The sequence below is a fragment of the Dyadobacter chenwenxiniae genome, assembly GCF_022869785.1.
In the GTDB taxonomy this organism is placed as follows: domain Bacteria; phylum Bacteroidota; class Bacteroidia; order Cytophagales; family Spirosomataceae; genus Dyadobacter; species Dyadobacter chenwenxiniae.
This window is the reverse complement of record NZ_CP094997.1, coordinates 6,363,263-6,375,963: the sequence shown is the minus strand read 5'-3', so window position 1 is coordinate 6,375,963 and position 12,701 is coordinate 6,363,263. Positions and strand designations below refer to the sequence as shown.

The 12,701-nt window shown below is 45.6% G+C and carries 12 protein-coding genes and 1 pseudogene; 9 read left to right on the top strand and 4 right to left on the bottom strand.

Going from position 1 to position 12,701, the window contains the following annotated elements; genetic code table 11:
* Positions 1–8 precede the first annotated feature (8 nt).
* Positions 9–536: a DinB family protein gene (locus MUK70_RS27335; RefSeq protein WP_234656914.1), complete on the bottom strand. Its 528-nt coding sequence runs from the start codon at positions 534–536 to the stop codon at positions 9–11.
* 15 nt (positions 537–551) lie between these two features.
* Entirely contained in the window at positions 552–3,062 is a 2,511-nt protein-coding gene (locus tag MUK70_RS27330; protein WP_234656913.1) for a glycosyltransferase family protein, read from the bottom strand.
* Between the two features lie 216 nt (positions 3,063–3,278).
* On the opposite strand from MUK70_RS27330, the pseudogene pfkA reads away from it, so the two are divergent.
* Positions 3,279–4,254 (top strand): annotated as a pseudogene (gene pfkA, locus MUK70_RS27325) (6-phosphofructokinase).
* A 13-nt stretch (positions 4,255–4,267) separates the two neighbouring features.
* Here the strand turns inward: pfkA and MUK70_RS27320 are convergent.
* A complete protein-coding gene (locus MUK70_RS27320; RefSeq protein ID WP_234656912.1) occupies positions 4,268–5,041 on the bottom strand; it encodes a YdcF family protein in 774 nt (257 codons plus the stop codon).
* Between the two features lie 105 nt (positions 5,042–5,146).
* Between MUK70_RS27320 and MUK70_RS27315 the strand changes: the two genes are divergently transcribed.
* The gene (locus MUK70_RS27315; RefSeq protein WP_234656911.1) at positions 5,147–6,550 is read left to right on the top strand and encodes a TlpA family protein disulfide reductase; all 1,404 of its coding nucleotides are present in this window, start codon (positions 5,147–5,149) and stop codon (positions 6,548–6,550) included.
* Here the strand turns inward: MUK70_RS27315 and MUK70_RS27310 are convergent.
* Complete coding sequence (locus MUK70_RS27310; protein ID WP_234656910.1) at positions 6,545–7,648, bottom strand: lactonase family protein; 1,104 nt, start codon at positions 7,646–7,648, stop codon at positions 6,545–6,547. The genes MUK70_RS27315 and MUK70_RS27310 overlap by 6 nt on opposite strands.
* Positions 7,649–7,756: 108 nt before the next feature.
* On the opposite strand from MUK70_RS27310, the gene MUK70_RS27305 reads away from it, so the two are divergent.
* The 7 genes from MUK70_RS27305 (at position 7,757) to MUK70_RS27275 (ending at position 12,685) form a co-directional block, all read left to right on the top strand.
* A complete protein-coding gene (locus tag MUK70_RS27305) occupies positions 7,757–8,095 on the top strand; it encodes a tRNA-binding protein (RefSeq protein ID WP_234656909.1) in 339 nt (112 codons plus the stop codon).
* 303 nt (positions 8,096–8,398) lie between these two features.
* Positions 8,399–8,608: a heavy-metal-associated domain-containing protein gene (locus tag MUK70_RS27300; protein ID WP_234656908.1), complete on the top strand. Its 210-nt coding sequence runs from the start codon at positions 8,399–8,401 to the stop codon at positions 8,606–8,608.
* Positions 8,609–8,695: 87 nt separating this feature from the next.
* Positions 8,696–9,160 carry an HYC_CC_PP family protein gene (locus MUK70_RS27295; RefSeq protein ID WP_234656907.1) on the top strand — a complete coding sequence of 155 codons (465 nt, stop codon included), beginning with the start codon at positions 8,696–8,698 and terminating at the stop codon, positions 9,158–9,160.
* A gap of 89 nt (positions 9,161–9,249) precedes the next feature.
* A complete protein-coding gene (locus MUK70_RS27290; protein ID WP_234656906.1) occupies positions 9,250–11,475 on the top strand; it encodes a TonB-dependent receptor in 2,226 nt (741 codons plus the stop codon).
* Between the two features lie 12 nt (positions 11,476–11,487).
* Positions 11,488–12,057, top strand: a complete 570-nt coding sequence (locus tag MUK70_RS27285; protein ID WP_234656905.1) for a helix-turn-helix transcriptional regulator — start codon at positions 11,488–11,490, stop codon at positions 12,055–12,057.
* A 29-nt stretch (positions 12,058–12,086) separates the two neighbouring features.
* Positions 12,087–12,323, top strand: a complete 237-nt coding sequence (locus MUK70_RS27280; RefSeq protein WP_234656903.1) for a heavy metal-binding domain-containing protein — start codon at positions 12,087–12,089, stop codon at positions 12,321–12,323.
* Positions 12,324–12,343: 20 nt separating this feature from the next.
* Positions 12,344–12,685, top strand: a complete 342-nt coding sequence (locus MUK70_RS27275; protein WP_234656902.1) for a heavy-metal-associated domain-containing protein — start codon at positions 12,344–12,346, stop codon at positions 12,683–12,685.
* The last annotated feature ends 16 nt before the right edge of the window (positions 12,686–12,701 follow it).

Genomic DNA, 12,701 nt, shown 5'->3' with positions numbered 1-12,701 from the left:
TTTTTGAATTAAATATCTTCCCCCAAAGCCAGCTTAATGTGCGCTAAATGATGCTGTAAATGCCATACTGACATGGCCAACGCCTGTTTTTGATTGAGCCAGATTTTTCGAAACGGATGAAAATAAGCTTTTGCAAATGCCTCCGCATCCAGGCTTGTCGCGAAATGCGTATAACGCTGGTTGGTACCGGCAAGGATGTTCAGGGAATCCGCAATGGGCATTCCGAGCGAATCGCCGGTTGCAGCCCAGGCGTCCATGTCGATCATAGTAGGCGCGTCATAATCAGGCTCGGTTACTGCTTTTTTCATGCGCAAGTAATGCAGCAATGCAATGTCTGCCACATGGTGGATAAGCTGACGGATGTTCCAGCTCCCTTCGCGATACGTTTTGGCAAGGTCTTCTTCTCCCAGATTTTCTACCAGCTCTTTGTATGCCGATGCGCTGCTCCTAATGATCTGGATAAAGCTTTCGATCTCTGCTGGTGCATAGTCGTCTTTCAGGACGAATGGTCCGATAGGAAATTTACGATCTGTCATGGCTTTGAATATGCGCTATACTGTATTCTTTTTCTTTTTTACTTCAACAAATACGGCCCCCGCGATGAGTCCGACTAGTAAAAGCGAGCTGACCAGGTCTATTTTGCTTCCTACTGCAACGGAAACGGGCTCGAAGCTGAACTTGATCGTATGCTTCCCAGCCGGAACGCGCAATGCTCTCAAAACATAGTTAGCACGCAGCATATCAGCAGGTTTGTCATCAATGGTCACCTTCCATTCGTTGCGGACGTTGTAATAGATTTCCGAGAACACAGCCAGCCCTTCGCCTTTTGAATTGCTTTCGTAAATTAACTCATTTGGTTTGTAACTTGTAAGGCTGATCTTGTCTGTAGAATCTGGCTGCAATGTCAGTCCGGTAAGCTTGGATGCAAATTTCTGGTCAAGAACAGCTTCTTCTTTTGGTTTTAATGAGTCCAATGCAGCCATTTCTGCATCGGCATTGGGCACCACTTTATAACTTTTCACAAACCAGGCATTGCCAAAAGCGTCGGGATTGGCTTGCGCCACCTTATTGCCTTGCTGATCCGGAATTAAAATATATTTGGTATTCAACATATTCATAATGTTCGCATTAGGCTTCTGCGTATAGATCTGGCGCTCAAACAATTCCTGGTAGCGGCGCAGTTTTGCACCGTGATAACCGCCAAGCGATTTGTGAAAATAGGAAGCGTCGGCGCTGTTGAACGGTCCCTGGCGTGAGGAAAGATCATAAACGCGGTAATTGGGGTCCGTATCACGCAGAATCTGCTCATCAGCAGGCGATGGCGTGGTTACACCCTGAGCGGCATAACTGCTCACGAAATCCTCATTGTTCAGATATCTCTTATCTATCCCAAACAAGTCAAAGATCACCAGTATGAGTAATGTTCCGTAAAATAGAACGGGTTTGACTTTATCCTTCCTCGCAAACCAGACAAGTCCGGCTGCCAACAGCAGAAAAATCAGGCTCCGGATCGCATCGCTTTTCATCAAACTTGCGCGGTCCTGAACGATCGAATTCATGAATTGCTGGGCAAAAGCCTTATCCTGCATTTGCGGCATCAGATACTGCTCCACATATTGCGGATCGCTGGCTGCCTGGAAACTAAAAAATACACCCGGCATGAGCGCCAGCATGAATGTCACACCGCCGGTTATTCCTAATGTAATGAGGAAGGACTTCTGAAACTCCTTCCATTCCACACGTTTTTGCATGATCTCAACCAAAGCCAGCACGCCTACGAGCACCATCAGCAATTGTGCCAGAGAAACGACCATTGTCATTGCCCTGAACTTGTTGAACATTGGGAAATAGTCGAAAAACAAGTAATTGATTCCTGCAAAGCTTTTACCTAACGCCCATATTATATAAAGCAGGACGACTCCACCGGCCCAGTATTTGATGGGATTTTTAACAATGAATAAACCCAGGACAAAAAGGAAAAAGACGATAATCCCCACATAATTCGGGCCACCCATGATCGGCTGGTCACCCCAGTAAAGCGGCAGTTGTTGGATAACATTTAATGCGGATGCGGGATCGATACCCCTGGCTACCAACGTTTTGTAGCTTTCCGAAGTGTTGGAAAGCGGGCCTAAAGATGTGCCGCCGTAAGCGTTCGGGATTACCAAAGTCAGTAACTCCCCGAAGCCATAACTGTACGTAAAAGCATAAGTTTTATCGAGACCTGAGCCGTTTGCATCGGCAGTTGCCGCCGCACCGGGAGCAGTAACCCTCGGTGTAAGCTCGGATTTACCCCGGATTGTTTCTTTGGTATAATCAAATGCATTCCAAAGACGCGTTGTATGCGTGCCCACCGCCACCACCCCAGCAAAAGCAAGGCCTGCCAGGATCAATGCAAGTTCTTTGGCCAATCCTCTTTTGATATAAGAAACACTTTCTATAATAACCAGGATAATGATTCCGAGCCCCAGATAATAGGTGATTTGAACGTGGTTAGCATACAGTTCGAGGGAGAGAAAAAGAGCGGTCAGTGCGGCCCCTGCGAGCCAGTTTTTCCTGAAAGCAAGGATCACACCCGCCAGAACGCCCGGCGCGTACATGATCGCAATGACCTGCGACACGTGCCCTGCTTCCAGATTGATTACATTAAATGCCGAAAAAGCGAAGGCAACCCCGCCAATGGCTGCTAGCCAGCTTCCGGCACCCAGCACGAGAAAAAGAATGTATGCGCTCACCATTCCGATCAGGAAATAGTTGGCTGGCGCTGGTAAAATACGGTTAATGGCTTGTCCGAGTTTTGTAGAAACGCTCGTTGGATAGTCTGCTGCGACGAGGTAAGCGGGCATTCCGGAGAACATCCCGTTGGTCCAGGCAGACCATATTCCCGTTTGTTTGTTATAGTCCAGAACTTCGCGTGCAGCTCCTTTGGCTTGTACATCATCCTGGGCCGTCAGTTTTTTACCTTGTAAAACCGGCGAAACGTACGCAATGGACAGAATCATAAAGCCGATTACCGCCACAAGATGCGGCCAGGAACGCTGCCATGAAATCAAATTTTTCATTCGTTAACGCATATTAAATTTCTATTAACCGCCGCAAATATATAAGTATTGATATATGTTTGGGGTGTTAATTCTGAATCTTCATCCGGCATTTTTTTAACAGAATTCAGAATCAGGTCGTATAAATTAAGAAAATACCGGATAAATTTGCGGAAATTGTGCCTTTAAGGTTTTAAAGGAACTGAACAGCGAACGAAAGAAGTAACCCAAAATTAAATGAAAAGAATTGGAGTATTTACCTCAGGAGGAGATGCCCCGGGTATGAACGCCTGCATCAGGGCGGTGGTCCGCGGTGCCTGCTACCATGGGATCGAAGTTTACGGAATTAGAAGAGGATATAGCGGAATGATCGCCGGGTGATCTCTATAAAATGGAGTCTCATTCGGTTAGCAATATAGTACAAAGAGGAGGCACGATCCTTAAATCGGCAAGGAGCAAAGAGTTTATGACTCCGGAAGGACGCAAGACAGCATACGATAATTTAACAGCAAACGGCATCGAAGGTTTGGTGGCCATCGGCGGAAACGGGACATTCACCGGTGCGATGATTTTTGGCAACGAATACGGCATTCCAACCGTAGGCGCACCCGGAACCATTGACAACGACCTTTACGGAACAGATTATACGATCGGTTTTGACACAGCTGTAAATACTGCCCTGGACGCGATTGATCGTATCCGTGATACCGCCAGCTCACACGACCGGATATTTTTTATTGAAGTAATGGGCCGTGACTCTGGCTACATTGCCGTACAATCCGGGATTGCAGGCGGCGCTGAGCTGGTAATGGTTCCCGAAGTGCTAACGCCGATTTCAGAAGTTGTGGAAACGCTGAAACAAGGTTGGAGCCGTTCCAAATCGTCTTCGATCATTATTGTGGCGGAAGGTGATGATGAAGGAAGTGCGCAGGAAGTGGCAGAAAAGATTAAAGGACAAGTTGACGAGAATGCGGACATCCGTGTAACCACATTGGGTCACACGCAGCGCGGCGGCCCTCCTTCTGCTTATGACCGCATCCTGGCGAGCCGTCTAGGACTTGGCGCTTTGGAAGGTTTGATGGGCGGACAAAAGAATGTGATGGCTGGAATTATTAATAACGAGCTGGTTTACACGCCGTTTGAAGATACAATTCGTCTTCCCAAGCCTATTAATGAAGATTTGTTGAGAATGGTAAAAATATTGAGTGTGTAATTAAGATGCCAGATCAGGTGTAGCCCACCAATTTGTAAACAATGTTTCCAATCCATTCATGCCAAAGCATGCTAAAACTGGCGATCGCGTCGGGGCTAGGGACCAGGAAATCATGCAGTCTTAAACTGTAATACCCACCATAAAAGTCGGCCGGAAAAGTGGCAGCGTGTATGCCCACCTTCGCAAAACATCCGGCCGACCGGCGCATGTGGAATGCAGAAGTGATCAGAAGAAATTTGCCGGCAGGATATCGCTTTTTCAATATAATGGATGAAAACATTGCGTTTTCTCTCGTATTCCGGGCTTTTTCTTCAAATAAAATATCAGCAGCCGGCACGCCCCATTGCACCATCAGGTCGGCGGCTTGCCTTGTTTCCCCTTTTCCTTCCAGCATGAGCTCGCTCGAACTGCTTCCGGTAATCAATATTTTTTTGATCTTGCCTGCTTTGTAGAGCAAATAAGTTTGCAAAACACGGTCTCCCCGCTTACCAAGCACAGCATGGTCTTCCGCAGGATGGTTAGCATCCATTAGTCCGCCCGAAAGTAAAACACCCACATCGTAAGTCCCGTTTAATTCACTCATATTCACTGGTTTTGGTTCCCACCAATTTAAAGCTGAATTAACCAGGAACGTATTGGAGATCAGATAAAGCAAAACAAAACCAATGATGGCGGCTGATTTTCCTCTTTTGCGATTTTTAACAAACAAACTATACAGCAGTAAAAAGAACACGATGCTCAGCGGCATCGCAACAAAATCTATTGCTTTGGACAGAAAATAAAACATTTGGATAAGATGCTGATAGAAGTTATCGTTTTGAAGTTAATTTTGTGGCTTCCACAAAGTTTGATCCAGCCAAATATACTATCATAAGCAAACAACTTTACCCTGATGAAAAATTATAACCGTGCTTTATTCCTCATACTAGCACTTTTTGCTATTTCGCAAACAGCTTTTTCACAAGGCTATCGGATTCAGGCAACAATTAAAGGGCTCGCGGATTCATCACTGGTAATTGGACATTACAGCCGGAACAACACCACATTTGTCCCAAAAGACACGGCAAAAGCGGACGCAACCGGCAAAGTAGTTTTCGAAGGCAAAACAGACCTGCCGGGCGGATTATATGTAATCCTGTTTCCCGGAAACCGAAGCTGGGTTGAGCTGGTTTATTCAGGAAAAGAACCTAATTTTTCGATTGAAACGGATACTGTTGACGCAATTGGCAATATGAAAGTAACCGGCTCAACTGAAAACGAGCTTTTTTACACTTATCAGAAAAAATTAAAATCCGACGCACTCGAAATCGAGTCTTTGAAAAAAAGCGGCAGTGCGGATGCCGGAACCAGGATAAAGGCTTTGCAAAACAGCTTTAACGCTTACCGTGAAAAAACGCTGGCCGACAACCCGGAGGCTTTTACAGTGAAGTTGTTAAAAATGTCCACAGATCCGGAAATTCCTTCGGCTCCAAAGCTGGCGAACGGCAAACCAGATTCCATTTGGGTTTTCAATTATTACAAAGCACATTACTGGGACAATTTCGACTTCTCCGACGCCAGAATCCTCAACACGCCCTTTCTGGAACCGAAATTAGAACGCTATATCAAAAATCTGGTAGTCCAAAGACCCGATTCTTTGATTAAGGATGCGGATATGCTTGCGAAAAAAGCCTCGGCTAACAAAGATGTAAAGTCACAAGTGGTTTTGTACATCACTAATCAATACGAAAACCCGAAGACGGTGGGTACGGAGGCTGTTTGGGTGCATATGGCGCAAAAATATTATTTGTCTGGCGAAATGGGCACTTCCGAGGATGTTAAAAAACGCATTACAGAGAAGGTCAATACATTAAAAGACCTGCTCGTAGACAAGACATTTCCAGCATTGACATTAACCGATCCGGCTGGTAAAAAAATCAGTGTACAGGCAATGGATGCCAATTACAGCGTTATTTTCTTTTATTCGCCAACTTGCGGACATTGTAAAGAAGCCGCACCGAAGCTCAAAGCGTTCTATGAGAAGAACAAGGCAAATGGCATCAAAATCATGACCGTCTCCACGGATCACAACATGGACGAATGGAAAACATTTATCAAGGAGCAACACCTTGAAGACGTCCCAAACGGTTTCGATGCATTGAACCAGATTGATTTTTTAAAGAAATTTGACGTGGTAACAACGCCCACGATCTATATTTTGGATAAAAACAAAAAAATCATCGCACGCAAAATGCCCGTAGAGCAATTGGAGGATTTTTTAAACTACTACCAAAACAAACTCGCCAGGAAGCTATAAGAAAGCTACGCAAATAGGAGCTTTCACGCCAATGCTTTCTGCCTTGAAGGCCAATTTCCCGGTTGCAGCGTCCACATCATAAACAACCAGATTATCAGTTGATTGATTAGCGACAATCATAAACTTTCCGCTGGGATCAAAGTTGAAATCCCGCGGCGTCGCGATTGATTTTGTCTGCTGATCCACCATGTCCAGCGCGCCATTAGCCCCAATCTTGAAGCCACTGATTGAGTTATGCCCGCGGTTGGAAACATAGACGAACTTGCCATTAGGATGCAAATGAATCGCAGAGCTCGTGTTGGTAGGCCCGGAATAATCGGCGGGAACCGTCGGATAAGTATTAACCGCCTTGATCACCCCATTTTTATCAATCGTGCAGGAAGTAAGCGTTGCTTCCAGCTCGTTCAACAAGAAAAGTGATTTCCCGGAAGGATGAATGATCAAATGGCGCGGGCCGGCGCCTGGCTTACCGGAGAAAAATGGCTGCGCAGGATTAGGTTTGAGTGCCCCACCTTTGCTATCCGCCACGTAATTCATAACCTTGTCTGACCCCAGATCCGTCACATAAACATATTTCCCGTCTGGCGATGCCGTTGCAAAGTGCGCGTGAGCCTTTTCCTGGCGCTTCGCATGAGGGCCGGTTCCGGTGTATTGTTCCGTGTAAGTCGGTGCGGTTAACATTCCATCAGCCTGCAAATCATAGGCAGCGAAACTTCCTCCGCCATAGTTGGAGACATATGCAGCCTTCCCGGAAGGATGTACAGAAACGTGACAGGGCCCCACTCCTGCGGACGACTCGCTGTTCAGATAAGTCAGCTTTTTATCGCCTCCGATCGCAAATGCAACAATTTTATCCCCGCCGACGGCATACAGGTTCTTTTTGTTTGGAGAAATCGCCACATATCCGGGGCCAACGCAATTGTTAAATGTATCAATCAATGTAATTTGTCCCGTCGACATATTCAGCTCGCATTGCGAAACCGAAGAATTCGCACCTTTATCCGCTGTCCCGATGTAGAACGCAACCGTTTTATCCTGGAACGACATGCTTACCAGTCCGGCCAGCAACAATGTAAAGACTATAAATAGTTTTTTCATGAATATTTGTTTTAATAAAGGCAACCTGAAAGGGAAAGCAGGGCAAAAGGCATTTTTAATGTTATTTTGGATAATATAAAACGGACCGCGTCACAAAACACATAACTCATGTATACGATCACCTGGCAGGAATTTGAAAATGTGGATCTGAGGGCTGGCACCATTATTCAGGTTGATGATTTCCCCAAAGCCCGAAAACCCGCATTCAAGCTCAAAATTGACCTCGGCCCGGAAATAGGGATCAAAAACAGCTCGGCACAAATCACCAAACGTTACACCAGGGAGCAACTCCTCGGCAAACAGGTCTTGTGCGTCACAAACTTCCCTATCAAACAAATAGCAGACTTCAAATCCGAAGTCCTAACCACCGGGTTCATCCTCCCCGACGGTGAAGTAATCCTATCCAGCCCTGATTTTGAGGTCCCAAACGGCACGCGGTTAGCATAAAATCCCGCAGGGATGAAATATCGGTAGCATCAAACACATAAATATTCATAAATCCCGGAGGAATGAAACGTCGTGCACGCTGTGTCATCCCTCTGGGATTTAAACCGCACGGCGGATCGTTTTCTACAAACTGCATCCCTCCCATTGATTTGGTCAAAAAAATTAAGATCTGGCTCAGCAGACAACGAATTTCGTGAAACCAAAAACTCTGTAATTCATTTATATAATTCTGTAACAACTTCGCGGGGCATTGGGGCGATATTTGCAAAACGAAAATTTGTAATACAGATAGAAAAAAGAATAATGGAAACTTTAAAATTCAAGACCAACATAAAATGTGGGGCCTGCGTAGCCACGGTGACGCCTTTTTTGAGTGAGGATAATGCAATTGAAAACTGGAATGTGGATCTGGCAAGCCCGGAGCGGATTCTAAAAGTGGAAACCAGCAAAACACCCCAGGAAATTGCCGAGCTCATGAAAAAGGCAGGATACAATGCAGAAGAAATAGCCTGACAATGAATATCTTTGAGAGCAGTATGCTTCAAGCAAACGCATACAGCATATAGCGTACAGCCTAAAGCATATAGCATATACACCAACATGAAAAGCAACTTACACCGATCGATCACTGTTTTCATGGCCTTTCTGGTCCTGATGAGCAGTACGGGTTTTGCCTTCATTGAGCATCAGTGCCTGGTGCGTGGCAAGTCGGTGCAGGTTGTTAAGGATCTTAAAAAGGATGCTTCTGAGAATATGGCGGGCTCTTCGTGCTGCGCCAAAAGCAAAAAACTAAAAGAGGCAAAAGGGACATTTTTCAAAAAAACCGATTGCTGTAAAGAGAGTCAAAAGTTCGAAAAGCTGCAAGTCACCACTTCCGGCGTTCATGAGTTGGCGAAATTGCTGAAAACATGGAATGCCGATCAGCTATTTTTTGCGCCGCGGGGCTTTTTAACGCTTATTGAAAAGGAAATTGGAGCCAATGCGCCCCCCAGTCCTGATATATCCTTCTCCTCCCGATTGCATGGGAAAAGTATGCGCTATGCAATCCAGTCCCTTCTCATTTGATACATTGATTTTCAATAGTTTAGGTACAATGCTTGGCCTACCAGCCGCATTGCATTGCTTTTCTTTTGTTTCAATGAATTAAATGAATCATGCTTAAATATCTGACGGGAGGAATATTCCTTCTTGTTTCTTCTTCTCTTTTCGCACAGCGCATAACCGGCTCAGTCAACGAGCAGGTTCCTGATACCAAGGACCTTAAACCGATCACCGGCGCCAATGTCTACTGGTCCGGGACAACACAGGCCACAGCTACGGACACAAGCGGACATTTCAACATTCCCCGGTCTGCCCAATCCAACTTGCTGGTCATAAGCTTTGTGGGTTTCCGAAATGATACGGTAAAGATCGGCGCTGAAAATGATTTGCAGGTGGTTTTACAAAGCGATCAAACCTTGAACGAGGTTGTGGTTCGCGGCAACACGTCAACGATCGACAGGCTTTCACCGCATCAAACCGAGATCATTACCACCCGGGCATTGGCCAAAGCGGCCTGTTGCAACCTGTCCGAAAGTTTCGAGACCAATGCTTCCGTTTCTGTTTCATATGCCGATGCGGTTACAGGCTCCAAGCAAATTCAAATGCTCGGACTGAACGGCACTTACATTCAGACCAACATTGAGAACATTCCTTCCATCCGTGGATTGGCTTCCACTTTCGGGCTCAATTTCGTGCCCGGAACCTGGATCCAGTCGATTGATGTGGGCAAAGGCGCAGGTTCTGTTGTGAATGGTTACGAATCTATGACGGGGCAGATCAACGTTGAAATGCAGAAGCCGGATAGTCGTGAAAAGCTCTATCTGAACACCTATATCAATAATTTTGGTCGCGCGGAAGTAAACCTGAACCTGGCAACGCAGATAAACGAGAAGTGGAGCACAGGGTTGCTGACACACGCCAGCACATTGCGCAACCGGGTAGATAAAAATGATGACGGATTCCTGGATATGCCGCTTTATACACAATACAATGTGGTTAACCGGTGGAAATATCAAAGTGAAAAAGTCATGGCGCAGTTTGGCGTGAAAGCTTTGTATGAAGATCGATTAGGCGGTCAGACGGATTTCGAAAAAGAAATGAAAGGCACAACGCAGGCTTATGGTTTCGGTGCCAGAGTGAACCGCTATGAGTTCTTTTCCAAAATCGCACGCCTGTTTCCCGATAAGCCCTACAAAGGACTGGGTTTCATCGTAAACGCCTCATTACATGATTCCAAGTCCTATTTTGGCCTGAATAATTATGATGGAACGCAAAAAACGCTTTACGGAAATCTGATCTACCAATCGATTATTGGCAATACAAACCATTCCTACAAAACCGGTCTGAGCTATTTGCTCGACAATTATAATGAGCTTTATAAAGACATCCGGCTAGCCAGAAACGAGTCGGTCCCAGGTGCGTTTTTTGAATATACTTACAATAATCTGGATAAGTTTGTCCTCGTTGCGGGCGGGCGGGTCGATTTCCATAATCTTTACGGCACCCAATGGACGCCGCGTTTGCACTTGAAATACAGCCTGACGGACCAAACGACGCTTCGGGCGTCGGCGGGAAAAGGGTTCAGGGTTTCCAATCCGCTGGCTGAATATTACGGAAATCTGGTGAGTTCGCGTGCGGTGCAATTTCGCGAGAGCATTCGTCCCGAAGTGTCCTGGAATTATGGCGCCAGCGTTACGCAGGAGTTCAAATTAGGCGGTATGACCGGCAACCTGATCGTGGATTTTTATAGAACCAATTTCGAGAATCAGCTTGTGGCCGATATGGAAGATCCGCGTTACATTCGTTTTTATAACCTGGAAGGCAATGCTTATGCGAACAGTTTCCAGGCTGAGGCGAACTTAACACCCATCAAACGCCTGGAATTCAAGCTTGCTTACAGACTTTTTGACGTAAAACAATCCATCCGCAATGTATACGACCAAAATGTGTTGCTGCCGAGAATGATGGTAAGCCGCGACCGGGTCCTTTTCAACGCCGGATATGCATTGCCTTATGACAAATGGAAGTTTGATGCGACGGTGCAATGGAACGGAAAACGGCGGCTCCCGTATATGGGCCACGTTGACGACCACCACATGCCGGAAAATCTGGCTTCTACCATGTCGCCGTCATTTTATAATTTTAATGCACAGGTTACGCGCACATTTCCGAAGTGGGACATTTATCTGGGGGGAGAAAACCTGGCCAATTTCCGCCAGAAAAACCCGATTTTGAGCGCGAATGATCCCTTCGGACAACATTTTGATGCCGGAATGGCTTGGGGACCGGTTGTAGGGCGAATGATTTATGCAGGAATACGTTATAAAATAGTGAGATAATTGAAAATCCTTATGAAACTGCATATAAAAAACATGGTTTGTGATCGTTGCAAGCGGGTTGTCCGGGAAGAACTGGAAAATCTGGGCATAACATTGCATTCAGTTGAATTGGGTGAAGTTGAAACCGCCACCCATGTTGATCCTGAACTTCTTGTCAGCATAAAATCTACATTGGAAGCAAGTGGATTTGAATTGCTCGACGACCGTCGGCTGGCAATTGTGGAGCACATCAAAACATTGATTATTGAAGAAGTGCAGTATTTAAAAGGCCATAAGCCTGAACAGCAGAACTTTTCTGATTATTTGTCGGAGAAAATCGGTTACGAATATTCTTATTTGAGTAATCTCTTTTCTTCTGAAACCGGCCAGACCATTGAACAATATATTATCGCCCAAAAGACAGAAAAAGTAAAAGAGTGGCTTTCCTATAACGAGCTGACATTAAGCGAAATGGCCTGGCGATTGTCATATAGCAGCCCTGCACATTTGAGTAATCAATTTAAAAAAGTAACCGGCATGACGCCGGGAGAATTCAGGAAAAGCACTTTGGCACGAGTGACACTCGATAAAGTAGGACAATAAAATCAGACATTAAACAACCTTCAATCATTATGAAAAATATCCTGTATGCCGCACTAATGCTCCTTTTTACAGCCTGCGGAACAAGCAATCATAACGCTGAAAAAGTCGCAGCAGAGGCTTCCGCAACAGCCGCAAAAAAATACGCGTGCCCCATGCACTGCGAGGGAGAAAAAACTTATGAAGCAGCAGGAAAATGTCCGGTTTGCAAGATGGATTTACAAGAAGTGGCCATGGCCGAAACGGATTCCGCAGGACACAATCATTGATCACTAAAACATTTGAAATTATGAAAACGACCATCCTATCCATATTAATCGCACTTTTTGCTGGGGTTAACATTGCGCACGCAGACGGCGACAAGCTAATTAAGATTAAAACTTCTGCGATTTGCGAAATGTGCAAAGAGCGCATCGAACGCAATCTGGGACTTTCAAAAGGTGTGAAAGAATCCAATCTGGACTTAAAAGATAAAGTGGTTACAGTGAAATACAACCCCAACAAAACCACTCCTGAGGCCATTAAAGCAACCATTATCAACACAGGTTACGACGCCGATACGGAAATTGCGAACCAAAAAGCGCACGACAAATTGCCTAGCTGCTGCCGGAAAACGGCCGCTGCACACTAATAACAAAACCACTTCG

Excerpts from the sequence above, each read along its gene's own strand:
- MUK70_RS27285 (WP_234656905.1), top strand. The coding sequence starts at position 11,488 with ATGAAACTGCATATAAAAAACATGGTTTGTGATCGTTGCAAGCGGGTT.
- MUK70_RS27305 (WP_234656909.1), top strand. The coding sequence starts at position 7,757 with ATGTATACGATCACCTGGCAGGAATTTGAAAATGTGGATCTGAGGGCT.
- MUK70_RS27315 (WP_234656911.1), top strand. The coding sequence starts at position 5,147 with ATGAAAAATTATAACCGTGCTTTATTCCTCATACTAGCACTTTTTGCT.
- MUK70_RS27300 (WP_234656908.1), top strand. The coding sequence starts at position 8,399 with ATGGAAACTTTAAAATTCAAGACCAACATAAAATGTGGGGCCTGCGTA.
- MUK70_RS27320 (WP_234656912.1), bottom strand. The coding sequence starts at position 5,041 with ATGTTTTATTTTCTGTCCAAAGCAATAGATTTTGTTGCGATGCCGCTG.
- MUK70_RS27295 (WP_234656907.1), top strand. The coding sequence starts at position 8,696 with ATGAAAAGCAACTTACACCGATCGATCACTGTTTTCATGGCCTTTCTG.
- MUK70_RS27280 (WP_234656903.1), top strand. The coding sequence starts at position 12,087 with ATGAAAAATATCCTGTATGCCGCACTAATGCTCCTTTTTACAGCCTGC.
- MUK70_RS27290 (WP_234656906.1), top strand. The coding sequence starts at position 9,250 with ATGCTTAAATATCTGACGGGAGGAATATTCCTTCTTGTTTCTTCTTCT.
- MUK70_RS27310 (WP_234656910.1), bottom strand. The coding sequence starts at position 7,648 with ATGAAAAAACTATTTATAGTCTTTACATTGTTGCTGGCCGGACTGGTA.
- MUK70_RS27275 (WP_234656902.1), top strand. The coding sequence starts at position 12,344 with ATGAAAACGACCATCCTATCCATATTAATCGCACTTTTTGCTGGGGTT.
- MUK70_RS27330 (WP_234656913.1), bottom strand. The coding sequence starts at position 3,062 with ATGAAAAATTTGATTTCATGGCAGCGTTCCTGGCCGCATCTTGTGGCG.
- MUK70_RS27335 (WP_234656914.1), bottom strand. The coding sequence starts at position 536 with ATGACAGATCGTAAATTTCCTATCGGACCATTCGTCCTGAAAGACGAC.